The organism is Janthinobacterium sp. PSPC1-1, from assembly GCF_049897625.1.
Taxonomy (GTDB): domain Bacteria; phylum Pseudomonadota; class Gammaproteobacteria; order Burkholderiales; family Burkholderiaceae_D; genus Janthinobacterium; species Janthinobacterium tructae.
On sequence record NZ_JAFCWP010000004.1, the window covers coordinates 408,927 to 433,208 of the forward strand.

Below are 24,282 nucleotides of genomic sequence, written 5' to 3' on the forward strand. Positions count from 1 at the left end.
GGCTTCAGGGGCAAGGGTACGTTTCGTAGTGGTGCCAGGAGGCCTGCTACCGCGCCGCCATCCGTGGAACGCCCATGGATTAACGGATATCCCGAGCCCACAGTCGCTGGCGGCATACTGCAAGTCACAAATTTAATAATTGCTTAAGTATGAAATATTATTTCCATATTTTCACAGTAATTATCATCTTTATCATTGATTTCCGATATAAGTGATTTCCTATATGAGCTTGCTTAAATACGCAAAACAAATATAAAAATAAGATAATTTGATGCGCTTCGGTAGAGGCTGGCTATCAAAAGTATGGTATGGCGGTGGCGTGGATATTTATATGGGCCAATCTGAATCGGCTAACTGTCGTGAATTGATGCCCATCTGCAGATAAAAATGCTTTAGGCTTAAATGAACGGATATGGCAGTGTATATGTGTGAGTTTCTTGTTGTAATGACTATAATGCGTTATCACAGCGATAAACATGCCTGCACAGGGATTATGCGCAGAGTGCCGGACCATATTATCGGGGGCGCGGGAACGGTGGTGGCTATCAATCAGAAAGTTACTTTGGAAAAATCCCGATGACTGCAAAGAACACTGTTGTGGAAAAAAACGGGTAGAGTGGCGTCGCTTCCAAGATGGCGCATCGTGGCCTGCTGGGGTATTCTTGCGTACAAAGATGATAATAAATGTATTTTTGTGGAAACAATCGAACGAGGTGGGCATGCATATTCACAGTCGCAACAACGTCCGTGTCGCTGGAGAGGGGCAGGCAACTCTGGTGTTTGCCCATGGTTTTGGTTGCGACCAGACGATGTGGCGCTATCTGGAACCGCAGTTCCGCCAGCGTTACCGGACCGTGCTGTTCGATCTGGTGGGCAGCGGCCGCTCGGATCTGGGCGCCTATGATATGCGCCGTTATGCGACGCTCGACGGCTATGCCGACGACTTGCGGGCGGTGGTCGAGGCCGTGCCGGGCGCTGGCGACGGCCCTGTGGTCTGCATCAGCCATTCCGTCAGCGCCATGAGCGCCTTGCTGGCCACGATCGCCGAGCCGGACCTGTTCGCCGCGCAAATCATGCTGGCGCCATCGCCCTGTTATCTAGACGAACCTGCCACCGGTTACCGTGGCGGTTTCAGCCGCGCCGATATCGACGACCTGTTGGGCGCCATGGACAGCAACTACCTGGGCTGGTCTGCCAGCATGGCGCCTGCCATCATGGGCGCAGCCGGCCAGCCGGCGCTGGGCGAGGACCTGGCGCGCAGCTTTTGCCGCACGGATCCGGCCATCGCGCGGCATTTCGCGCAAGCCACCTTCTTGTCCGATCACCGCGCCATCTTGCCGCACAACAGCACGCCGGCGCTGATCGTGCAATGCAGCGACGATTTCATTGCGCCACGGCCCGTGGGCGATTATCTGCGCGAGATGCTGCCGCGCAGCAGCTTGCATGTGGTGGAGAATATCGGCCATTGCCCGCACATGAGCGCGCCCGATGCCAGCTACCGCGCCATCCGCCACTTTCTCGACGGCTTGCACCTGTAATGCGCGACACGCTGCCTTCCTTGCCTGACGCCAATACCTTGTTCCAGCATGCAGCCTGCGGCTTGCTGCTGTGCACGGCCGACGGCACCATCGTGCAGGCGAACGCCACCTTTTGTGGCTGGCTCGGCTATGGCGCCAGGGAATTGCTTGGGAAAAAGAAACTGCAAGACTTGCTGACCATCGGCGGGCGCATGTTCCACCAGACGCACTGGCTGCCGCTGATGCAGGTGCAGGGCAGCGTGTCGGAAATCCTGCTCGACATGCGCCAGCGCCAGGGCCAGTCCATCCCCATGCTGTTCAACGCCGTGCGGCGCGTGCACGAGGGCGTGCGTTATGACGAGGTCGCCGTCTTTGTCGCCAGCGACCGGCGCAAATACGAGCAGCAACTGCAGCTGGCGCGCAAGGAGGCCGGCGAGCTCAACGAGCAGCTGGCGGCCGCCGACCGGCGCAAGGACGAATTCCTGGCCACGCTGGCGCACGAGTTGCGCAATCCGCTGGCGCCGATGCGCAATGTGCTCGAAGTGCTGCGCCTGGCGCAGCTGGACAATCCGCAGCTATGCTGGGCGCGTGACGTGCTGGGACGGCAAGTCGGCCACATGACGCACCTGGTCGACGACCTGACGGAAGTGTCGCGCATCACGCGGGGACGCCTGGAATTGCGCCGCGCCAGCGTGGAACTGGCGCCCGTGGTGGACGCGGCCCTGCACAGCGTGGCGGAGCTGGCGGCGCAATCGGGCCACAGCGTGCATGTCCATCAATGGCCGCAGCCCATCTGGCTGGATGCCGACGCCACGCGCCTGGGGCAAATGATCGCCAACCTGCTGACCAACGCCGTCAAATATACGCCGGCAAATGGCGTCATCGGGTTGGAAGTGACATGCACGGAAAACGAAGTACACATTACCGTGCGCGATTCGGGCATCGGCATCGCGCCCGAGCACCTGGACACCGTTTTTGACATGTTTTCGCAGCTGGAGCCGGCCCTGGCGCGCGCCCAAGGCGGCCTGGGCATCGGCCTGTCGCTGGTGCGCGGCCTGGCCGAATTGCATGGCGGCACGGTCAGCGCACGCAGCGATGGCGTGGGGCAGGGCAGCACGTTTGAATTGCGCCTGCCGCTGCCGGCCGTGCCGCTGGCAGCGCCTGCGCCCGTGGACCGCCGCTTGCTGGCTGGCACGCGCGAGGGCACGGTGCTGGTCATCGACGACAGCGCCGACGCGGCCGAAAGCCTGGCGCTGGCGCTCGACATCCTCGGCTACGAGGTGCGCACGGCTTATGATGGTGCGGCCGGCATGGCGGTCGCGCAAAGCTTCCTGCCGCAAGTCATCCTGCTCGACATCGGCTTGCCGCACATGAATGGCTATGACGTGGCGCGCCTGCTGCGTTCCCAGCCGTGCGGGCAACATGCCATCCTGGTCGCCGTGACGGGCTGGGGCCAGGACAAGGACCGCCAGATGGCGTCCGACGCGGGTTTTGATTTGCATCTGACCAAGCCCGTGGATTTTTATGAGCTCGATGCGATGCTGCAGAAGATGCTGCAGGCAGGGTGAACGATACATGCAGTGTCAACCACAATCGTCCCACAGCGTGATCCAGGAAGAATGGCATCTGCCTGACTTGCTGGATGGCGCCCGCGCGCTTCACGATGCCTTGCTCGATTACGAAGGCGATGGCGTGTATGCCGACCTGCTCCTTCCCTGGTTGCGCGCGAATCCGCCTGCGCTGGCCTGGCTGCGCTCATTTGCGCAAAGGCAAGGAAATCCTGTTCCGCCAGCAAGCAAAGAGGAATCGTGGGTACTCCAGGCGTTCAGCCGCATAGGCCAGGTGCTGGTCTTGCCCTTGCAACACGGACGCGCCAATGGCGAAGGCTGGGCCGGACCGCCGCTGTCGCTCGCCGAGTATGAGGCTTTCGTCGAGGCGCTGGGCATGACGGTGCTGCGGCCGGCACAATTTTCGCCTTTTTATCACGAGATAGTCGGGCTGCAGCCCGCTGGGTCTGCGCATGCGCGCGCCGCGATCTTGGCGTGGCGATGGCCGTGCGTGATGCTCGGCAACATGCTGTTTGCGCGTGGTGGCGTCGATGTCTGCGCTGGCAAGACAATTTTCAAGCCCGGTATCGCCGACGCATCGACGCTGTACTGGGCTGACCGCCGCAAGGGACGCCCTGTCAACGACCTGTCGCATGGGTGGGGTAGTAATTCGCAATGGCGCACGTCTTTCCGCCGCGACTATGTCGTCGGCGATACGCGATTTTACAATGTGGATGGCACGTATGATCTGGCGGCGCAGGCGGCCGAGACGGCAGATGACGGCCTGTTTCCGGTGCTGACCCTGGCGGAAAAAATTGAGTTGCTGACGCAGCGATGCCTGGTCCGTAGCACGACAGCGCACGATGATCTGTTCCCCTATGACGACTGCTGGCGCGAATCGGCAGACAACGGCGGCGTGCAGGAGCGGTGGCCGCGCTGGCTGTCAGCCTTGCGTGGCAGTGGCAAGCGGGAAACAAAGGCTTGAAACCTGGGTGCGCGATGATGCTGAAGCACGCTCGGGGACGACATGGCCGTCAGCGGCATTGGATGGAAAGACATGGAACAATTGACAGAACTTGAAATCGTTGTTTTTCAGCTGCGCATGGACTTTGCCTCGGCCGACCGCTGCGTCGACTGGGCCGTGGAGCGTTTGCGCCTGGACCAGGAAGGCGACGACCTGGAGGTCGTGCTGCTGGCCAGCGCCCGGGGGCGTGATGAGGTACTGGCGCTGGCCGACGTGATCATCGAGCGCTACCGTGGCGCGCAGCGGCTTGACGAGCAGTTCCTGGCCGGCAAATACATCGTCGAACTGCGCGCAGCCTATCTGGCAGGGCGGGAAAGCGCGTCGTCGCTCGATGCCATCTTTACCCGCTTGTACCCGGCGTTAGCTTATCCCGACTGGCTGACGATGCTGAGCCGCAATTGCGAATATGCGATGGACGTGCCCGATTTCGAGCAGCCGTTCGAGGATGAATTCCACTATATCGCCAGCTTGTGGGCACAGGCGGAAAGCTTGGCCACATTTGAGGGGGAATACCGCCGGCAAATCTCCAATGGCCACGCTGTAAGGTAATGGCCCGCGACTGCTTTTACTCCAGGCGGTAGCGGTTGGGACCAAATGGCGTGTATGCCATGCCGTGCAGCAATTGTATGCGTTCCGGCAAGCGGCTGGCGATAAGCAGTAACAGCACGCACAGCGTCGGATTCAGCCATTGCCAGCCCGCCAGCACGGTTGGCACGCCGGCCAGCAGCACGGCGCCCGCAATGATGCTCCAGAGTCCGAATCTTTTCAGCACCAGCACCATGGCAAACAGGACGATGTACGGGTACATGGAAACATCCTGAGGCGCAAACGATGCTTGCGTCGCCACCAGCAAGGCGCCGCCGACGCCGCCAATGAGGCCGGCAGCCACGTGGTTGCCGGCGCGCGAGGCGGGAGCCATTTTATGGATCAGGTACAGCAAGCCGGACGCGGCTGCCGCCACCAGCATGCCAACCAGGAAGATGGTGGATGACGTGGTCTCCACCAGCGGGCGGATCAGTGGTTGCGCCAGCGCAGTGCCGCCCGGATAGGCGGAATCGTTCAGTTGCGCGATGAATGGCATGGCGGCACCGTACACGGCCAGCGACACGATGGCGCAAGCTTCGGGCTGCAGCGTGCGTGCCCAGAAAGACATCAGGGCGGCAAGCGTGGCAGCGACGGCTCCCCCTGCCACGAGCAGTAGCCATGGCGGCAGATGCGGGACCATGGCATCGGCGCCGCTGAGCATGGCGTACACGCAGGCGCCCGTTGCCGGGTAGATCAGGTAGCCCAATGCAGGCACTTGCGCCCGGCCCACGGCGCAATACAGGCCGATGGTGATCACGATCAGTGGTGTGCTGTGCCTCAGGATGGGTACCACGCTGAAGGGCAACAGCACTTCGAGGATCGTCCCGGCCAGCACGAGGACGGCGATGACGGCAAAGGCACGGGCATGGGAATCGGGAGTGTCGCTGCGCGCGGCCAGCGGCAGCGCTGCTGCATGCATGGGCATAGTCGCTCGCCTCAGCCAGCGACTGCGCGCTCCCCAGGCCAGCGCCAGCGCCAGCAACAGCAGCATCATGACATCGCTCGTCTCGCTGCTCCGGACGCCGGTGCTTGGCTCTGCCATGTACGTGGCGTAGCTGGTGCCCAGGAGACCCAGCGCGAGGCCCGCCACGGCGCTGCCCTTGACGTTTCCAAGCCTGCCCGCAAGCGCCACCACCAGGGGCGCCACCAATGGCGCCGCGCCGATCGACAGGCTCGCAGGCCTGGCCGCGCCGAAGGCCAGGGTCGCCCCCACGCCGCTTGCCGCACCGAGCAGTGCCGCCCACAGCAGGGCTGCGCGCTGGCGCTCGGTGGCAGAGGTGGCGGATGCCGCAGTGGCAGGGAAATAGTGCAGGCACAGGCAGATCAGCAGCATGCCCCCCGTCACGATCACGAGTGGTGTCAGCGGCAGCACGGCACCGCCAAGCTCAATGACACCCTGGCCAGGCAAGAACGCGGGCAGCATCTGCTCGTCCCAGACAAGGGCCGCGACCGCCAGGGCCGCGATGGCGCTGACCAAGCCTGCCAGCAATTGCTCCACCGGGGTGGCGCGGCGCATGTGCTGCCAGAAATGGCGCTGGTACAGGACCAGCATAAGGGCTGCGGCGCCCCAGCTTGCCGCCAGCACTAGCAGTAGCATGGCGTAAACGGGCAGGCTTGCCAGCGGGTCTTGCAGCCAGATGATCGCGGTGCTGCCCAGCATGGCCGCCACGCTAGGCACGACGGCAAAGCCCAGGCAGAGGGCGCCGTACTCGCGGTACAGCAAGCTGTGCCCGCAGGCGACCAGGGACGTCAGCATGCCCAGGGCGAGGCCATTGCAAAGCAACTGGAGCAGATCGCCGTTCATCATGCCGCCGCCGGCGCGCGTGCTACATCCTGTTTGCTGGCTTTTGCGCCAGCGCCCACGGCCAGGGCCTCCGCTTGAACATTGCCACCATGGACGATGATCCCGTTGTTGAGGATGGTAGTACGTCGTTCGCGGATATCGGCGCTGTCGTAGCCATGCGCTTCGAGGAAGTCGGCCAGCTCGTCAAGCAGCTTGCGTTCGATTAATTTGCGGTTGAAATCCTCGTCCGAGCGCTGGAAGTAGTGGCGCCACGCGGGCGCCGACAGCGCCTCGCGCAAGCTGGTGCCGGCACCGAAGTTGTAGCTGGCGCTGTATTCGATATGCTCCGCGCGCTCGCGCACATATCTGTCCATGCTGAAAGACTCGGCAAAGCGGGACAATTCGTCGACGAGCAGTATCAGCGTGGCGCCGAACGCCATGAAGGGGCCAAGCACGCAGGCGGTCAGCCAGCGCTGCAAGCGTTCCTGCCAGCGGATCTTGGCCAGTTTGTCGACCTTGCGGTAGGAATCCCCTACCGGACCGAGGAAATAGCGGTTGAATTCGACATACAAGCCGTTGCCGCGCAATACAAAGCGGACATAGTAAGTGGTGATGATTTCCCCACCCCAGTCGGCAATCTGCACGCACAGATAGTGGCGCATATGCCGCTCGCTGGTGCCCAGGCATTGCGCCAGGCGCGCGGCGGCGATCACTTGGGCAGGACGTTGCCATGGTCCATTGCACAGGTCTTCCGGCCCGCGCGCCTGCGTACCATGGACAAAAACGGGATCCATGCAGCGCAAGCCAGGCAGCTGCATGGCTTGCAGTGCTGCCTTGATATGCGCGTACAGCTCTGTTGCCGTGAATGGCGTGACGGGTTGTTTTGCGCTCTCGCCACGGGGCGCATTCAGCGCGCAGTTGAATGACCAGCCGCTTTCTTGGATGCCTGCGCCGATGAACGGGATGAAGCCGCGATACAGGATCAGGTTTTGCCCAGGGACGGGCAGGGCGTCTTCGATGCGCTTGGGAATGGGGTGTCGTCCATATTGCTGCACGCAGGCCGCATAGTTGAAGTTGCCGCGTCGAAAACCTTGCGCGTGGCGGCTGGCGGCGTTTGCGCGGCTGACGTTGGCGCCTGCCGCCACGAGCGCGCCGAGCACGATGAGCGCCGGTATGTCGAGCAGATAACCCAGCAGCATCAGCAGCGAGGTGGCAGCGAAGACGAGCCTGTAGCGCCGCTGCAGCTGTTCGCCAGCCAGGCAAATCTGTATCAGCAGGCGCACGTCCAGGCCGAACTCGGGCGCCACGGCATCATAGTTTTTATGAAAGAAATGCAGTATGCGGCGGCGAAAAACCAGGCCGCCAAGGAAGGCCTGGCCACCGAGGAGGCGGATGACTTCCGCGTCATCGTGCTGGTGTGCTGCCTGCTCAGCCTGCCTGGTAGCGGCTTGCTGCAGTTCTTCGGGGATGGGATCCGTCATGTTCGCCTCCACCGCTTGTGTGTCGTGCCATCACAGGCCGAAATACTGCAATGGCAGGCGCAGCGCGCTGGCAATCGCCTTGACGGGCGCGGCAAGGGCGACGACGTCGGCAATCACCACGCCGGCCATTTGCAGCTTGTCCTTTAAACTGTGCAGCATGTGCTGCATCCCTTCAGGCTGCGTCTTGCCGGAGCGCACCATGTCAGCCATGGCCTGTGTTTCCTGTTTAACAATGGCCGCCGCACCAGCATTCAGGGGCAACTGAGCGATCGCTTGTTCTAGCTGGGCAATGGCATCCTGCAAGGTCTTTTGCGTGGCGTTATCGATGCTGGTGACCGTCTTGCTGGCGATCGGATTTTGGCCAAAGGCAAATACCTCCGCAGTGACGCTATCGGCGTGCAAGGTATAGCTTTCCGTGGTAGGGGGCGCAGCAGGTTCCTTCATGATCTTTCTCCTGGCAAAGGAAAAATACATCAAAAGCATATTTAACAATAGGGCAAAACATGGGGGGCGATTTGCGCTAGAACAAACGCGATGAGGAAAGGGCGGGACTGCGAAGTGGGATGCTGCGGGGAAGAAAGAGGGGAGTGCTGGGCGATGCGGCCGCCGTCATCGGCGGCCGCATTCGGGTGCGACTCAGGCCGGCTGCGCGCCGCCCACATTGCGGCTGCGGTTTTCCACCAGCACGGAAATACCGAGCACGACGATGCCGCCGCAGGCCAGCATGGCGCCCACCCAGCCCGTCGAGCGCAAGCCCATGCCCATGGCGATGGCGATGCCGCCGGCCCAGGCGCCCAGCGCGTTGGCGATGTTGAAGGCGGAATGGTTGAGGGCGGCGGCCACGGTTTGCGCGTCGCCGGCCACGTCCATCAGCCGCGTCTGCACGGCGGGAGCGACGGCGATGCCGGCGCCGATGGCAAACAGGTTGATCGCCGTCAGCCAGACATTGCTGCTGGTATAAGTAAACGCGGCCAGCGCGGCCACGTTCCACAGCAGCACGCCGAAGATGGTCCACAGGCGCGAGCGGTCGGCCAGCCAGCCGCCGATCAGATTGCCCAAGGTCATGCCGACACCGATGATGGCCAGCAAGATCGAAATGACCAGGGGCGACACTTTCGTGATTTCCAGCAAGGTGGGCGTGATGAAGGTGTAGACGGCGAACATGCCGCCGAAGCCGATCGCCACCATCAGCAGGGTCAGCCACACTTGCAGGCGGCGGAATACGCCCAGTTCGCGGCGCGGGCTGGAATCGCCGGCGGCCACCATGGGCACGAAGATGCGCACCATCAGCATGGTCAGCAAGCCCAGCGCGGCGACCAGCAAAAAGGCCGAGCGCCAGCCCAGGGTCTGGCCGATATACGTGGCCAGCGGCACGCCGAAGATATTTGCGACAGTCAAGCCCATCAGGACGCGGGCCACAGCTTGTCCCCGCTTGTCCGGTTCGGCCAGGGCGGCCGCCACTAGCGCTGCCACGCCAAAGTAGGCGCCATGCGGGATGCCGGCCACGAAACGGGCCACCACCAGCAAGCCGTAGTTCGGAGCGATGGCGCTGAGCAAGTTGCCGCCAGCGAACATCAGCATCAGGCAGATCAGCATCAGCCGGCGCGGCATGCGCGCCAGGAAGATCGTGATCAGGGGCGCGCCGACGACCACGCCCAGCGCGTAGGCGCTGATCATGTGGCTCATCTGCGGCAAGGTTGTGCCCAGGTCGTCGGCGACCACGGGCAGGATGCTCATGGAGGCGAATTCGCCCGTGCCGATGGCCAGGCCGCCGAGGGCCAGGGCCAGGTCGGCATAGCCAGCGCCGAAAGGCGCAGTGACGCGCGGAATCAGGGGATCTACGGAGGCGTGCATGTTCTTGTTAGTTGGGTAAAGAATGACAGGGTGGAGAGGCGTGCTGTGGCCCGGCCGGAAGTGGCAATGCGCCACCAGAGTCGACGGATGGCCGGTATTTTCGGGCTGTAACAACTGCCCAAGGACAACATTGTAAAAGATTCGGGCAAGCTCTGCTGGGCGACGGCTAAAATCTGCTGCACTGCACACACCCGTGTTTGCTCTTGTTGTTAACGATAACACGGAATGCATCCGTTGTTGGGGATCTTCCTCGAGACCTTGCTTGAGCAGGCGGGCCTCGCCGCCTAGATTTTTCTGGCGTGTTTCAAGTGCAGGGGCAGCCACCACCACATGCAAATGATGAGTGTGCCCATCAGCACGCAGGCGACGATGCCGGCGATGTGGCCGAACACTTCCGACATCACCAGATTGGTGCCGAGGATGAACGCCAACGCCAGCGAAAAGGCGCCGCACATCATGATGCGGTCGGCCACGCGCTTGAAGCGTTCGCGGTCTTGCAGGGGGCGCATCACGCGGTGCTGGATGGCTGGCGCGCTGAGCAGCACCAGGCTGGTCATGGAGAGGAAAAACGTCAGCAGGAAGACGATTTTTTCCGCCTGCACGATCTTCGCGAAGCCGCCGTTGAAAGGCAGGATGATGAGGAAGGCCGTCAGCATCTGCGCGCCCGGCAGCAGGATGCGCAATTCGCTGAGCAGGTCGGACAAGTCGCCTTCGTCGCCGGGCTGGCCATCTTCATCCTGGTGTTGCGCATGTGGCATGGGGCCGTCCTCGTGGTGGTGATGGGACCAGTCTACGCACAAGTGACCAGGTCGACTGTGGCCGGGCGCACCTTCAGGAGCATTGCGTGATGCCAGCCGCTAAGCGGCCGGAATGAAAAAGCCCGCCGACGTGGGCGGGCTGTGCTGACGGGCGTGCCTGGGGCATGGCCGCGTCTATTCTTCCGTATCGGCCAAGGTGACGATGGCGCGCGCCCACTTCGAGTATTTCAGGTTTGCCAGGTCGCGCACGGTCTTGATATTGAACGCTTGCTTGAGCAGCTCCGCATCTTTCTCGCTCACGCCTTGCAGCGCATCGACGGGGGCGTCAGCGATTTCCTTGAACGTTTTTTTCTCGTAGGCTTTGTCTACCGCTTTATTGATGTTCATGTATTGATACTCCTCAGTAAGTAGGAAAATTAATTTTACACGTTTCTGCGAACCGTCAATTTACGCTTGCATGTTGTGCCGAACTAAATATGATGGAGGTGGGTGGCTCGACAGTGAGTCAGTCCACGCACTCGTCGCGAGATTGTAATTATAGCACTGTTATTATTCATAGTATAATGTTTTCCATGGCGCAGAATTGTCTGCGCCATGCCGGACGCCGCGGTCACGCGGCACGAATCGATAGCGTTCAGGAGAATACGATGAGTTTGCTAGATCAACTTGCAGGACAGGCGATGAGCGCTTTGGGCAACAAGGGCGCGGATGGGGAAGCGTCATCGGGGCTGATGGCCAGCGTGATGGAGCTGGTCAACCAGCATGGCGGCTTGCCGGGCCTGCTGCAAAAATTCCAGGAAAGCGGCCTGGGCGACCAGGTGGCCAGCTGGATCGGCACCGGCGCCAATGCGCCCGTTTCCGGCGAACAGATCAAGGATGCGCTGGGTGCCGACACCATCACGCAGATCGCTGAAAAAGCGGGCGTCGCACCGGACGCGGCCTCGGGCGGCCTGGCAGCCTTGCTGCCCCAGCTGATCGACAAGCTGACGCCGAATGGCCAAGTGCCAGAAGGCAATGACCTCGTCAGCCAGGGCTTGAATATGCTCAAGGGCAAAATTTTCGGTTGAGCAGCCGAAGCCACAACAAAAACCTCGCAGCGATGCGAGGTTTTTTGCTTTTAAGCAGCGGCCCTCATGCCGAAGTGGGGAGGTGTTCCAGTCAGCCTCGCCGTACTGCCCTCCACCAGATAGGAACAATAGCGGCGCCGTTCGGCGTTGCCGCCGCGCCGTTCCATTAGTTCTCCCAGCATGGCGACGGCGTCGGTGGCCATCTTTTGCACGGGCTGGCGCAGGGTAGTGATGTCGTAGCTGAGCCAGCCCGACGCTTCCAGCGCGTCGAAGCCGGCCACGGACATTTGCAGCGGCACCTGGATGCCCATCTGGTGGCGCGCCGTGTCCAGGCAGCCGATGGCCATGATGTCGTTGCCGCAAATGACGGCGTCCGGCACGCGGCCCAGGCGGTCGATGACCTTGCGCAGGCCTCGTCCGCCGCTGGCGTAATCGTAGTTGCCACTGACGACGATGGGCGCGGGCAAGCCCAGCGTGAACAGGCGGTCCAGCACGCCGGCCTTGCGTTCCTGCGCCACTGCCGAGTCGCCGGGGCCGTCGATGACGGCGAACTGGCGGTGACCCGCCTCGGCCAGGCGCGACACGAGCAGGCGCGCCGCTTCCCCTTGATCGCACAGCACGGCATGCACGGCGTGCTCGCGGGGGCTGCGGTTGAACAGCACCAGCGGTACGTCGCGCCGGCCAAACTCAAGCATTTGCTCGTCCGACAGGCCGGCGGCCACGACGGCGCCATCGACCTGGTATTGCCATACGTCGCTCAAGACCTTGCCGATATCGGCTTCGCGCTCCAGGGTAAACAATAATAAACGCTTGCCCTGGCGGGCGATTTGCTGGCTCAGGTCGGACAGCACTTGCGGATAGTACAGGTTGGCCAGGTTGGAAATGATGACAGCCACCAGGTTCGAGCGCCGCGTGATCAGGCTGCGCGCGGCCGCGTTGGGGATGTAGTCGAGACTGATGGCCGCCTGCATGACCTTGGCCTGGGTGGCGGGCGAGATGCTGGCGCCCGGCTTGAAGCAGCGCGACACGGCCGATTGCGACACGCCGGCCAGCAGGGCCACGTCATACGAGGTCACGCGCCGTCCGGCGCCGGGTACGGGGCGGGCGGTGGTGCCGGGTGTCCAGGCTACAGTATTCTTTTTTCGCATATTGGTCTGGCAAGCAATCTGTCTCAAAGTATTCCTGCAGGCCCGGCCGCTTGTGGCGGCTTGGGCGGGAAAAATGAGCATAGCGAAAATATTTCCATGTGGCAAGACTGTTTTCTTGTCCATGTTGCAAATAATTTGATTGAAAGGCAAGTGGTATGCTTGCCCCTCAGTCGGGGCTGTCGCAGGGACCGCTGCCATAGGGACTGATGCGTCCTGGCGGGTCCACGCGGCGCGCGCTGAAATCGCTGGCCAGCGTGGGTAATGGAAAATCCGCCGTGGCGCTCGCTTCCGTGCCGCTGACCGTACCGCGCACCGTCAGGGCGACGTGGACCCAGGAGCCATGGTTGCGCGGATAACTGAGGGTGACGGTGGCCATGCCCAGCGCGTCGCTCAGGCCGCTGGCGCTGACGGTCAGGGGGATGCCGGGATCGAGCACGCCATTGCCGTTGCGGTCATAGGCGGCGTCAAAAATGCCGTTGCGCAAGACATCTTCATTGGCGCAGCTGTAGCGGGGCAGGGCCAGGCGCCAGACGCCCGTGTCGGGGAACTCGGGCTTGTCCGCCTCCCACACGTAGTATCCCTTGGCATAGCGGCTGGGCCAGGCGGCAGCCGTGATGGCAACGCCGGACACGGCGTTGCCCGCGCTGTCGGAAACGAACACGGTAAGGTCCTTTTGCAGCACGCTGGTCGAATACTCGCGCAGCAGGCTGCCCGTGCCCAGCTTGATCGACAGCGCTTGCCGCGCCACCGTCAGGCGCACGAGGGCGGTGGCCGCCGCTTGCGCTGCGCCCTCGATGCGGGCCTGGATCAGCACGCCGTCGCGCCCGCTATCGGCCGGCCCCGCCACATACACGGCGCGCGCCAGGCCGTCGCTGCCCGTCAGCACCCGGCCCGCCTGTCGCAGGTAGCCACCGCTGGGGTCGCTCAAGATGGTAAACACGACGGGCGCATTCTTGACCAGGTTGTTCGCTGCGCCATCGCGCACCACGGCGCTGATGGTGCTGATACTTGTGCTGATACTGCTGCTGGCGTTGTCGGACGAGGCCGCCGAAGTGCTCGTATTCGCGCGCAGCACGGCCGGCTCCGCCTGCATGGCCAGCTTGCTGGCGCCGCTCAGGGGCGCGACGAATTCCAGCCGTGTCTGCGCCGAGGGTCCGCCCGCCACGGCCGCCGTGATGCTGGCCACGCCCGCGTTGGCCGACTGCACATAGCTGCGTGGCAAGTTGCCATTGTTAAAGATCAAGCTGGCAGGCAAGGCCTGGCTGCAGGCGCTGTCCGCAAACAGGCTGCCGCGCGAGGTCGACAGGCTGGCGCTGCCCGTCTGCGCCACGCCCGCCTTGTCGTAGCGCACGTCGATGGCCTGGCAGGCCAGGATCGCCACTTCCGGCAGCACGTCCGCACCGCTGGCGTCCTGGCCCACGGCCGGACTCAGGCGCAAGTCGCTGCCGGCCACGGCATACGCTTGCGCGGCGGCGGCGCCCAGCGCGCTGACGGAGACGGCATCCTTGCCCAGGCTGCCTGCCGTCAGGCGCAGCACCAGCTGGCCCTGCGCATTGCTGAGCGCTGCGCCGCCATCCTTGACGCGCAGGCCGTTGCCGGCGCCCGTGCTGTAGGCGATGGCGGCGCCGGCCACGGGCCGCTTTGCCGAGTCGCGCACGGTGACGGTGAGGTCGGCGCCCAGGCCCAGCATCAAGGCTGCCGGTCCCAGCAATTCCACGCTGCTGCCCGTGACCGCCACCGTGCCCTTGCCGCTGCGCGCACCCACATTCGCCGTCACGGTGATGTTGCGGTTGCTGTTCGCGCCACCGGTGCCCAGCAGGGCGCGGGCCTGGCCGTTCTTGTCCGTCACGGCGTCGACGCTGCCGAGAATGCCGGAATCGGCAGCAAAGGAAATCTTTGCGTTTGGCAAGGCCAGGTTGGCGCCATCCTTGACGAGGGCCGTGACGGCCACTTCACTGCCGGGCAGGCCCGCCGAGGCCAGTTCCGTGCTGGAAAACACCAGGTTGACGGCGCTGGCCAGGCTGGCCGGCTCGGGTGGCGTGACGGGCGGAATCACGGGTGGCGTTATGGGCGGGGTGACAGGCGGCACAATGGGCGGTGGCGGGCTGCCGCCGCAGCCAGCCGTGCTGTGCAGCGAGCAGCCGCCGGACACCTGCGTATCGGTGCCACCCCCGCCGCCGCAGCCGGCCAGGGAAACGAGGAAGGCAGCCAGCAAAGCAGCGGGCAGGTGGCGCGGGCGGCGCAGGGGGGCATGGGGCACGATGGGTCTCCGGGAGCTTGCCGAGTTGCTCGGCGTCAATCCCAAGAGTAGCTTGCGCACGCCGTCGCTACTTGATGCAAAGCAAGCTTGTTGTCTTGGCCGTGCCGGAAGTATTTTTCTGGTGCAATGGCGTGCATTCTGGTAAGATAACGCCCCTTTATTCAGGGAAGGGTCGACATGGCCAATGCTTGCGGCGTCGATTTCGGCACGTCAAATTCCACGGTAGGCTGGGCACGTCCCGGGCAGAGCACCATGCTCGGCCTGGAAGATGGCAAGACGACCTTACCGTCCGTTGTCTTCTTCAATGCGGAAGACGAGGAAGTCAGTTTTGGCCGCGCGGCGCTGGCCGGTTATCTGGCCGGTTACGAGGGCCGTTTGATGCGTTCGCTGAAAAGCTTGCTGGGCACTAGCCTCATCGATGGCCAGACGGAAGTGGGCGGACGCGCGCTGCCATTCCGTATGTTGCTGGCGCAATTCATCGGCGAAGTGAAGCGCCGCGCGGAGCAATCGGCAGGCCGCGAATTCTCGTCGGCCGTGTTTGGTCGTCCCGTTTTCTTTATCGACGACAATGCGCAAGCCGACCAGCTGGCGCAAGACACGCTGGCCGACGTGGCCCGTTCCGTCGGCTTCAAGGACGTCGCCTTCCAGTTCGAGCCGATTGCCGCTGCGTTCGACTACGAGTCGCAGATCGACCGCGAAGAGCTGGTGCTGATCGCCGACATCGGCGGCGGTACTTCCGACTTTTCGCTGGTGCGCCTGTCGCCCGAGCGGGCCAAAAAAACCGAGCGGCGCGACGACATCCTCGCCACGGGCGGCGTGCACATCGGTGGCACGGACTTCGATAAATACCTGAGCCTGTCTTCGGTCATGCCTTTGCTCGGCTATGGCAGCCGGCTGCATAACAATAGCGAAGTGCCGTCCAGCTATTATTTCAACCTGGCGACCTGGCACACCATCAACCTGGCGTACACCAAGAAGATCTGGGTGCAGCTGGCCGACGTGTGCCGCGATGCGCGTGAGCAAGACAAGATGGGGCGTTTGCAAAAGCTGATCGATGAGCGCGCCGGCCACTGGCTGGCCATGAAAGTGGAAGAGGGCAAGATTGCCCTGTCCGACGCGGCCGAAGTGCAGCTGGAACTGGAGCGTTTGTCGCCCGCGCAAAGCCTGTTGCTCAAACGTACGCAATTCGACGAGGCCATCGGCCATTTGTGCGGTTCCGTGGAAGAAACCGTGCTGCGCCTGCTGCGCGACGCGGGCGTGGCGCCGGACGCCGTCGACACCGTGTTCTTCACGGGCGGATCGAGCGGCGTGCGCTTGCTGCGCGAAAAGATCGCCGCCCTGGTGCCGGCCGCGCGCAAGGTCGAAGGCGACCTGTTCGGCAGTATCGGCGCGGGCCTCGCGCTGGACGCCGTGCGTAAGTTCGGCTGATAAAATGTGCATGGCGGCGTTGCCGCGTCTTGCCGTACTAGTGTACTGTCTGCGACGCGGCGCCTTGCCCTGCGCATTTTATCGATACACCCACTGTTGCACCCACGAAAGAACGCCCCATGAATGTGTTTGACAAACCGATCGTCATGATCGACTTCGAGACGACCGGACTGTCACCCGACATGGGCGACCGCATCACGGAAGTGGCGGCCTTGCGCATCGAGGGCGGGCGGATCACGGACCGTTACGTGACCCTGATCAACTGCAATGCGCGCATTCCCTCGTTCATCACGGGCTTGACGGGCATCACGCAGGCGATGGTGGACAAGGCGCCGCCCGTGGCCGAGGTGGTGCCGCAGTTACTCGACTTCATCGGCAGCGATGCCTTGTCGGCGCACAATGCCAGCTTCGATGAAAAATTCCTGCGCGCGGAAAGCGCCAGGCTGAACCTGACACCCGCGCACCAGTCGCTCGTGTGTTCCTTGAAACTGTCGCGCCGCGTGTTTCCCGGCATGGCCAGCTACAAGCTGGGCTTGCTGTCGAGCCAGCTGGGTATCGCCTTCAAGAGCGCCGCCCACAGGGCCGAGTCCGATGCGGAAGTGGCGGCGCAAGTGCTGATCCATATCGGCCGCCACTTGCGCAGCAGCTATGGCATCGCCGATGTCGACGCCGACCTGCTGGTGTCGCTGAACAAGCTGGCGGCGGCGAAAGTGCCGCAATTCCTGCAAAAGCATCCATCACGCCGCTGATCTGCGCATCGCCTCTAAGCGGGCTCATCAAAACGATATAATTTTGTTATTTCGTTTGAGCCTGCTCAAGTCCTTCCCCCACATCGAATTTAAAATTTAGGCAACACACACGATTTCGCCGCCCTGGGCCGCCGTTTTGCGCGTGCTGCCGGCAAGCGCAATGTGGATGGGGGCGCACATGGACAAGCACCATACTGCCAGAGATAGCCACCAGGCGTATATCTGGTTCCGCACGGCTGCCGAACAGGGCAATGCTTATGCCCAGTTCAACCTGGGCTTGATGTACAAGAAGGGTGAAGGTGTGGCGCAGGACGATGCGCGCGCCTTTGTCTGGCTGCGCCTGGCCGCGCTGCAAGGGCTGGCGTTCGCGCAGAACCACCTGGGTGCCCTGTATTACCACGGCCGCGGCGTGGCGCAGAGCGACGAGGACGCCGTGCTGTGGTTTCGCCGCGCCGCCGCCCAGGGCGATGCCTCGGCCCAGCAAAACCTGGGGCAGATGTACCGCAAGGGACGGGGCGTGCTGCAGAGCGACGAGCTGGCCCTGGCGTGGTTTTACCGCGCCTCCGAACAGGGCGTGGCCAGCGCGCAATCCATGTTGGGCGAAGCGTATGCCCAGGGGCTGGGCGCGAAAAAGAACGATGCGCTGGCCCTGGCCTGGTTCCGCAAGGCAGCCTTGCAGGGCGATGCGCAGGCGCAGCTGAACCTGGGACTCGTCTACAAGCGGGGGCAGGGCGTGGCGCAAAGCGATGCACAGGCGCTGGCCTGGTTCCGCCAAGCCGCCGCTCAGGGCTTGGCGGTGGCGCAGCGGCAACTCGGCGTGGCGTATGCGGAAGGCCTGGGCGTGGCGCCCGACCAGCTGCGCGCCTATGCCTGGCTGCAGCGGGCGGCCGAGCAGGATGACGCCGACGCCCAGTTCAACCTGGGCCTGATGCTGGCGCGCGGCCAGGGCGTGGACCGGGACGAGGCGCGCGCCGTGGCCTGGTACCGGCGCGCCGCCCTGCAGGGCCACTGCATGGCGCAATACAATCTGGGCGGCATGTATGCTGGTGGGCGCGGCATCGCCCGCGACTTGCGTCAGGCGCTGGACTGGTATGCCAGGGCGGCGGCCCAGGGCGCGTCGAATGCGCAGTTCAACCTGGGCGTGATGTATGCCAATGGGCAGGGCGTCGAACGCGACGATGTCTGCGCCGTGCGCTGGTACCGTACGGCCGCCGAGCAGGGCGATGCCAGCGCGCAAAACAATTTGGGCGTCATGTATGCGAACGGCCATGGCGTGCCGCAAGACCACGGCCTGGCCGTGCAATGGTATGCGCGCGCGGCCGGCCAGGGCCATGCGCTGGCCCAGTACAACCTGGGCGGCATGTATAACAGCGGGCGCGGCGTGGAGAAGGATGTGCTGTGCGGCTACATGTGGCTGGCGCTGGCGGCCGAGGGCGGCGATGGCGGGGCGGCCAGGGCCAGGGAAGCGGCGGCCGCCAGGCTGGAGCCGGCACAGTTGCAAGAGGCGCAGCAGCGCATGCGGCAATGGCACCAGATGCGCTCCCCGCCGCTGCCGCCGCCAGACTGAAGCGCCGGCAGCGTGCGCGCACGGACGCGCACTGCATGCGATAATTGCCGAAGAGCATGTCGCGAAGGCGGCGCGGGTTTTTGGCACAGTGAAAGGTGGAACATGGTAAGGCAGGCAGGCGAGGATGCATCCGAGCAAAAAGTCATCGACGACATCGCCACGCATGGCTGGCATGGCGTGCATATCAGTGCTGATGAAGTCGGTCCCGGCTATGCCTTCACGATAGGCGCCTGCCACAGCTTCGGCCAGCCTGAATTTCTCATCATGGGCTTGCCGCGCGCCATGGCCCACCAGATACTCGACGTGGCGCTGGACGCCGCGCGCAGCGGCGCCATCACGGATTTCTCGGCCACCACGGACGCCTTGCTGGAAGGCCATCAGTGCGCCTTCGTGCGCGTGCCCGTCGAGCAATACCGCAACTATGTCGGCTATGCGCGCTGGTATTACCAGGGCGATGATTTTATGCTGTACCAGATCGTCTGGCCGTCGCGCGATGGCCACTTCCCATGGCAGGCGCAAGCCAGTGCGCAGTACGTGGAGAGCCAGCCCCTGCTGGGTCCGGCGCCGCTGGCGGCATGACGGCAGGCAAGCTCGTCACCATTGTGACCGGCGCGGCCACCGTGTGTGTGTTCGACCCGGCGCTGGTGCGCCACAAACTGGACGATGACTGCGACTGGTGGAGCATCCCCGGCGCGGAACTGGCGGCCGTGAATGCGGGGCAAGTGGCGTTTTTCAACGTGGGCGGCGACGGCGCGTATGACCTGGTATGGCATGCCGAACTTGCCGAGCCGCACGCGAGCGTGCATCTGGCCGTCGTCTCGGGCCGCGTCTTTATCGGTGCCGGGGAAGACGTCACGGGCGGCGGCCTGGAACCGGACACGGCCTGTGGCGGCCTGTTCGTGGATGTGCCCGCGGGCAGCTACCGCGTGCAGGCGCGTCGCGATGGCGCGCGCATCAGCCTGGCATTTGTGCCCGATGCGCGCAGCAGCAATGCGTTTGGCGACCTCGTGCGTATTTGATCGTGCGTATGCTATCCCCGTTCAACTTCTGACTATTCCCCTGGCTACGCATCCAGGCGCACCACGCCCGTGCCTTGCCGCCGGTCCAGGAACAGGCTGTTGCCGTGGATTTTCTTCGCCTGCTTCTTCGCTTCCGCCGCCTGCGTGGCAATCTGATGGTGCGTGTAGTACTGGTGCGCCTCGACCTTGATGACGCCCAGCGATAGGCTGATCAAGGAATAAAACACTTTCTTGCCTTGCCGGTCTTCGCTGATGTAGCCGCCCCGTTCGCAGTCGCCCGTGCTGTAATAGGCGAGGATGGCGGCGGCAAAGCGCTCCAGTATGGCCTGGCAGCGCGCTTCCCAGTCTTCGCTCTGGAACAGGATCATGAAATCGTCGCCGCCGATGTGGCCGATGAAGTCGCGGTTCGGGTCGCAATGGCTGCTGAGGATTTCTCCCGTCAACTGGATCACGTCGTCGCCCTTGCGGTAGCCGTACACGTCGTTGAAGGGCTTGAAGTGGTCGAGGTCGCAATAGCAGACCCAGAAGCGGCTGCCACTGTGCAATAAACGGTCGATATGCTCGTTGATGGGCACGTTGCCAGGCAGTTGCGTCAGCGGGTTGGCGTAGCGGGCCGCATTGATCTGCATCTGCGTGATTTCGCGCATCAGGTCGTGTCCCGTGCCCATGCCCAGGTAGCGGCCGTGCTCGGTGATGATGAAACCGTTGAACAGGTGGTGGGCGTCGGACTGCACCATGGTGTAACTGAGTTCCTGCAAGCTCGTCTCGTGGTCGGCGATCAGGGGCGTGGCATCCATGAACAGGCTGCACGATTTCTTGCCGTACAGTTCGCGCTGGTAGGGGCGGGCGAAGTGGTCGATCATTTCGAAGCGGCTGATCAGGCCCAGCGGCACGCCGTCATCGACGACGGGGATGATCATCAGCTTCGGTTCCTTCAGGAAGATGTCGTACACCTCGTTATTATTGAGTTGCGGCGAGACGGCCGCCACCTTGTTCAGCAGCTTGCGGATGCTGGCGCCGTTCTTTTCCAGGCTGCTGCGCTGTGGATACACGGCCACGCCGTTGCGTCCCAGCGCCTGCACCACTTCGGCCGGCAGGGCGCGCGCCGGCACGGCATTGGGCCGGCCCAGGTGATAGCCTTGTCCGAAGGCCACACCCAGGTCGCGCAAGACCAGCAATTCCGTTTGCGCCTCGATCCCTTCGGCGATCACCAGCGTGCCCGATTTTTCCGCGATTTCCTGGATCGAGCGCACGAATTGCAGTTTCACGGGGTCATGATTGATGCCCTGGATGAAATGCATGTCAATCTTCACGTATTCCGGGCGCAATTCCGACCACAGGCGCAGGCTGGAAAAGCCTTCGCCCAGATCGTCGATGGCGATCTGGAAACCCATGTTGCGGTAATGCAGCACCGCTTCGCGCATCAGCTCGTAATCGTAGGTGGGCTGGTTCTCCGTCAGTTCGATGATGACACGGTCCGGATTGATGCCGATGTGCTCGATGTATTCCAGGGTTTCGCCATGGCGCGCATTGCGCAGCAACAAACACTCGGGGCTGACGTTGAGAAACAGTTTTCCTGGCAGCTGCAGTTCGGCAAAGCGTTCGAGCACCACTTGCCGGCACAGGTGTTCCACTTCCAGGGTCAGGTCATGCGCGCGTGCCACCTTGAACAGATTCATCGGCGCGTGCAGGGGGCTGTCGGACGGCCCCCGTATCAAGCCTTCGTAGCCGATGATGTCACCGCTGTGCATGTGGATGATGGGCTGGAACAGGGCGCTGAGCTTGCGGCCCGCCAGGATATCGTGCAAGGCATCCGTTCCTTCGATGTTCATGGGGGCAGATGGCGGCTTCAGGTAAGCCACATTCGATGGCATCGCGCCGGGCGGCGCGGCGGTGGTGGAAGGGAGGGCGAGAGTGTGCATAGGCGGATGTGGCGGCACGGCCTCTGGACGGGCCATGAACATGTTGCCTATAGTAAAGAAGATTTATGACGGCTTGATGAAACGTATTAGCTTTTGATAATGTTTCTTGCCTGCCCTTCAGTTTGCCGATTCTCGCCAAAAACGCGATTTACCACGGTGATTCCTTAGAATTGCCCAAACAAAAAACGGCAAATCCATCAGATAACTGTGCTTTAAAAGTGGCAATCCGCGCTATGATTTCTCTTGGCGAAAGTCAACATGGGCAGCCGCAGCGTGAGTGTGAACGGCCTGCTTTCTTCGACATCCAACAATGAGACAACAACCCATGCAATTACGTAGTGCAACCCTCATATTCAGCTTGCTGGCCGCTTTCGGTGGCAATGCCATGGCGCAATCTTGCCCGGCCGGCGATGGCGCCTCCGTGACGTATCCGGTCAGCAAAAAAGTTGACCAGCAAGACAGCTATTTCGGCACCACCATTGCCGATCCCTACCGCTGGCTGGAAGACGCCAACAGCGCGGAAACGGGCGAATGGGTGGCGGCGCAAAACAAGCTGACGCAGTCCTACCTGGGCACCATTCCTGAGCGCGCCGCGATCAAGCAGCGCCTGACCAAGCTGTGGAACTATGAGCGTTTCTCTACGCCAACGAAGCAGGGCGGCCGCTACTTCTACAGCCGCAACGATGGCTTGCAGAACCAGGCCGTGCTGTACACGGTGAAAAAACTGACGGACGAGCCCCGTCTGCTGCTGGACCCGAACACCCTGTCCACGGATGGCACGGTGGCGCTGGCCGGCACTTCGATCAGCCCGAACGGCAAGTACCTGGCGTATGCCACGTCCGCCTCCGGTTCCGACTGGAACGAGTGGAAAGTACGCGACATCGAATCGGGCAAGGATTTGAGCGATCACATCAAGTGGGCCAAGTTCTCGGGCGCCTCATGGACCAAGGACAACAAGGGATTCTTCTACAGCCGCTATGACGCGCCGAATGAAGCGACCAAGCTGGCCGATATCAATTATTTCCAGAAATTGTATTTCCACAAGATCGGCACGCCGCAAAGCGACGACGTGCTGGTCTTCGACCGTCCCGACCAGAAGGAATGGGCGTTTGGCGGCAGCACCGTCAGCGATGATGGCAATTATTTGATCATCACGGCCACGCAGGGCACGGAACGCAAGAACCGCGTTTTTTATAAGGACTTGCGCCAGAAGAACACCAAGGTCGTGGGCTTGCTGGAGGCGTTCGATGCTTCCTACTCGTTCATCGACAATGACGGCCCCGTGTTCTTCTTCAAGACGGATAACAATGCGCCGAAATCGCGCGTGATCGCCATCGATACGCGTAAACCTGCAGCGGCCGACTGGAAGGAAATCGTGCCGCAAAGCGCGGAAACCCTGGTCGCCGTCAACCTGATCAACAACCAGCTGGTGCTCGACTACTTGAAAGATGCGCAAACGCAAATCAAGATCGTCGACCTGAACGGCAAGCTGGTGCGTGAAGTAGCCTTGCCGGGCATCGGTTCGGCCGGTGGTTTTGCCGGTAAACGTGGCGACACGGAAACGTTCTACTCGTTTACCAGTTTCACGACGCCAGCGACCATCTACCGCTACGACATGAAATCGGGCAAGAGCACGGTGTACCGCCAGCCGAAGGTCGATTTCGACCCGAACGCCTTTGAAACGCGCCAGCAATTCTTTACCAGCCGCGACGGTACCAAGGTGCCAATGTTCATCGTCTCGAAAAAAGGCATGAAGCTCGACGGTAGTAATCCAACTTATCTGTATGGCTATGGCGGCTTCAATATTTCCCTCACGCCGAGCTTCTCCGTGGCCAATCTTGCCTGGGTGGAAATGGGCGGCGTCTACGTGATGGCCAATCTGCGCGGCGGCGGCGAATACGGCGAAGCCTGGCACCAGGCTGGCACCAAGCTGAACAAGCAAAACGTGTTCGACGATTTCATCGGCGCGGCGCAATGGCTGGTGGACAACAAAGTCACCTCGCCATCGAAACTGGCGATCGGCGGCGGCAGTAATGGCGGCCTGCTGGTGGGCGCGGCCATGACGCAGCGTCCCGACCTGTTCGCCGCAGCGATTCCGCAAGTGGGCGTGCTCGACATGTTGCGCTTCCACAAGTTCACCGTGGGCTGGGGCTGGGTGCCTGACTACGGTTCGTCGGACGATGCCGAGCAATTCAAGGCGCTGGTGAAATACTCGCCGCTGCACAACCTGAAGGCGGGCGGCTGCTATCCGGCCACCATGATCACGACGGCCGACCACGACGATCGCGTCGTGCCTGCCCACAGCTTCAAGTTCGCCGCCGCTGCCCAGGCAGCGCAAGGCGGCCCGGCACCCGTGCTGATCCGAATCGACAGCAAGGCGGGCCATGGCGCTGGCAAGCCGACGACCAAGCAGATCGAAGAAGTGGCGGACCGCTGGGGCTTCCTCAGCCGTTCGCTGAAGATGACGCCAGTCGCGGCACCGGAGCCGGCCAAGGTGGCGGCGCAGTAAAACACGGCAGGTCGGATTCGCGCGGCATCGCCGTGCGTAATCCGACACCGCCAGCGCCAACAAT

Annotated in this window: 20 protein-coding genes; 11 read left to right on the forward strand and 9 right to left on the reverse strand. The window is 62.6% G+C overall.

All coding sequences use genetic code 11. The annotated features are described in order from the left end of the window. The first annotated feature begins 719 nt into the window (after nucleotides 1–719). The 4 genes from ACP7EG_RS15600 (at nucleotide 720) to ACP7EG_RS15615 (ending at nucleotide 4,637) form a co-directional block, all read left to right on the forward strand. Entirely contained in the window at nucleotides 720–1,538 is an 819-nt protein-coding gene (locus ACP7EG_RS15600) for an alpha/beta fold hydrolase (protein WP_426088326.1), read from the forward strand. Further along, the gene (locus ACP7EG_RS15605; RefSeq protein ID WP_426088327.1) at nucleotides 1,538–3,085 is read left to right on the forward strand and encodes an ATP-binding protein; all 1,548 of its coding nucleotides are present in this window, start codon (nucleotides 1,538–1,540) and stop codon (nucleotides 3,083–3,085) included. Before ACP7EG_RS15600 ends, ACP7EG_RS15605 begins: the two co-directional genes overlap by 1 nt. 37 nt (nucleotides 3,086–3,122) lie before the next feature. Further along, on the forward strand, nucleotides 3,123–4,049 hold the full coding sequence (locus ACP7EG_RS15610) for a hypothetical protein (protein WP_426088328.1): 927 nt from the start codon (nucleotides 3,123–3,125) through the stop codon (nucleotides 4,047–4,049). Between the two features lie 72 nt (nucleotides 4,050–4,121). After that, the gene (locus ACP7EG_RS15615) at nucleotides 4,122–4,637 is read left to right on the forward strand and encodes a hypothetical protein (protein ID WP_426088329.1); all 516 of its coding nucleotides are present in this window, start codon (nucleotides 4,122–4,124) and stop codon (nucleotides 4,635–4,637) included. Between the two features lie 16 nt (nucleotides 4,638–4,653). Here ACP7EG_RS15615 and ACP7EG_RS15620 read toward each other — a convergent pair whose 3' ends face one another. The 6 genes from ACP7EG_RS15620 to ACP7EG_RS15645 form a co-directional block, all read right to left on the reverse strand. Then, nucleotides 4,654–6,480 (reverse strand): hypothetical protein, encoded by a 1,827-nt coding sequence (locus tag ACP7EG_RS15620; RefSeq protein ID WP_426088330.1) that lies wholly within the window; start codon nucleotides 6,478–6,480, stop codon nucleotides 4,654–4,656. Next, nucleotides 6,477–7,937: a hypothetical protein gene (locus ACP7EG_RS15625; RefSeq protein WP_426088331.1), complete on the reverse strand. Its 1,461-nt coding sequence runs from the start codon at nucleotides 7,935–7,937 to the stop codon at nucleotides 6,477–6,479. Before ACP7EG_RS15625 ends, ACP7EG_RS15620 begins: the two co-directional genes overlap by 4 nt. Nucleotides 7,938–7,967: 30 nt before the next feature. Further along, a complete protein-coding gene (locus ACP7EG_RS15630; RefSeq protein WP_426088332.1) occupies nucleotides 7,968–8,381 on the reverse strand; it encodes a hypothetical protein in 414 nt (137 codons plus the stop codon). A gap of 192 nt (nucleotides 8,382–8,573) precedes the next feature. After that, nucleotides 8,574–9,791: an MFS transporter gene (locus tag ACP7EG_RS15635; protein WP_099763951.1), complete on the reverse strand. Its 1,218-nt coding sequence runs from the start codon at nucleotides 9,789–9,791 to the stop codon at nucleotides 8,574–8,576. 284 nt (nucleotides 9,792–10,075) lie between these two features. Next, entirely contained in the window at nucleotides 10,076–10,549 is a 474-nt protein-coding gene (locus ACP7EG_RS15640) for a DUF6328 family protein (RefSeq protein ID WP_071077507.1), read from the reverse strand. Between the two features lie 174 nt (nucleotides 10,550–10,723). Then, nucleotides 10,724–10,936, reverse strand: coding sequence for a hypothetical protein (locus tag ACP7EG_RS15645; protein ID WP_034751103.1), 213 nt, complete (start codon nucleotides 10,934–10,936; stop codon nucleotides 10,724–10,726). Between the two features lie 293 nt (nucleotides 10,937–11,229). On the opposite strand from ACP7EG_RS15645, the gene ACP7EG_RS15650 reads away from it, so the two are divergent. Further along, nucleotides 11,230–11,616, forward strand: coding sequence for a YidB family protein (locus ACP7EG_RS15650; RefSeq protein WP_207781082.1), 387 nt, complete (start codon nucleotides 11,230–11,232; stop codon nucleotides 11,614–11,616). Nucleotides 11,617–11,666: 50 nt separating this feature from the next. On the opposite strand, the gene ACP7EG_RS15655 is transcribed toward ACP7EG_RS15650, so the two are convergent. Both ACP7EG_RS15655 and ACP7EG_RS15660 read right to left on the reverse strand, forming a co-directional pair. Beyond that, the gene (locus tag ACP7EG_RS15655) at nucleotides 11,667–12,764 is read right to left on the reverse strand and encodes a LacI family DNA-binding transcriptional regulator (protein ID WP_426088333.1); all 1,098 of its coding nucleotides are present in this window, start codon (nucleotides 12,762–12,764) and stop codon (nucleotides 11,667–11,669) included. Between the two features lie 166 nt (nucleotides 12,765–12,930). After that, nucleotides 12,931–15,024 (reverse strand): Ig-like domain-containing protein, encoded by a 2,094-nt coding sequence (locus tag ACP7EG_RS15660; protein ID WP_426088334.1) that lies wholly within the window; start codon nucleotides 15,022–15,024, stop codon nucleotides 12,931–12,933. Nucleotides 15,025–15,201: 177 nt separating this feature from the next. Between ACP7EG_RS15660 and ACP7EG_RS15665 the strand changes: the two genes are divergently transcribed. The 5 genes from ACP7EG_RS15665 to ACP7EG_RS15685 all read left to right on the forward strand — a co-directional run bounded on the left by ACP7EG_RS15665 (nucleotide 15,202) and on the right by ACP7EG_RS15685 (nucleotide 19,787). After that, nucleotides 15,202–16,452 (forward strand): Hsp70 family protein, encoded by a 1,251-nt coding sequence (locus ACP7EG_RS15665; protein WP_426088335.1) that lies wholly within the window; start codon nucleotides 15,202–15,204, stop codon nucleotides 16,450–16,452. Between the two features lie 119 nt (nucleotides 16,453–16,571). Continuing rightward, a complete protein-coding gene (locus tag ACP7EG_RS15670; protein ID WP_170846245.1) occupies nucleotides 16,572–17,201 on the forward strand; it encodes a 3'-5' exonuclease in 630 nt (209 codons plus the stop codon). A gap of 178 nt (nucleotides 17,202–17,379) precedes the next feature. Further along, a complete protein-coding gene (locus ACP7EG_RS15675; protein ID WP_426088336.1) occupies nucleotides 17,380–18,768 on the forward strand; it encodes a tetratricopeptide repeat protein in 1,389 nt (462 codons plus the stop codon). Nucleotides 18,769–18,870: 102 nt separating this feature from the next. Beyond that, nucleotides 18,871–19,347 (forward strand): DUF4262 domain-containing protein, encoded by a 477-nt coding sequence (locus ACP7EG_RS15680; protein WP_426088337.1) that lies wholly within the window; start codon nucleotides 18,871–18,873, stop codon nucleotides 19,345–19,347. Then, the gene (locus ACP7EG_RS15685) at nucleotides 19,344–19,787 is read left to right on the forward strand and encodes a DUF6386 family protein (RefSeq protein ID WP_426088338.1); all 444 of its coding nucleotides are present in this window, start codon (nucleotides 19,344–19,346) and stop codon (nucleotides 19,785–19,787) included. Before ACP7EG_RS15680 ends, ACP7EG_RS15685 begins: the two co-directional genes overlap by 4 nt. 44 nt (nucleotides 19,788–19,831) lie before the next feature. Here ACP7EG_RS15685 and ACP7EG_RS15690 read toward each other — a convergent pair whose 3' ends face one another. After that, nucleotides 19,832–21,619 (reverse strand): GGDEF domain-containing protein, encoded by a 1,788-nt coding sequence (locus ACP7EG_RS15690; protein WP_426088506.1) that lies wholly within the window; start codon nucleotides 21,617–21,619, stop codon nucleotides 19,832–19,834. Nucleotides 21,620–22,034: 415 nt separating this feature from the next. On the opposite strand from ACP7EG_RS15690, the gene ACP7EG_RS15695 reads away from it, so the two are divergent. Next, nucleotides 22,035–24,218, forward strand: a complete 2,184-nt coding sequence (locus ACP7EG_RS15695) for a prolyl oligopeptidase family serine peptidase (RefSeq protein WP_426088339.1) — start codon at nucleotides 22,035–22,037, stop codon at nucleotides 24,216–24,218. The last annotated feature ends 64 nt before the right edge of the window (nucleotides 24,219–24,282 follow it).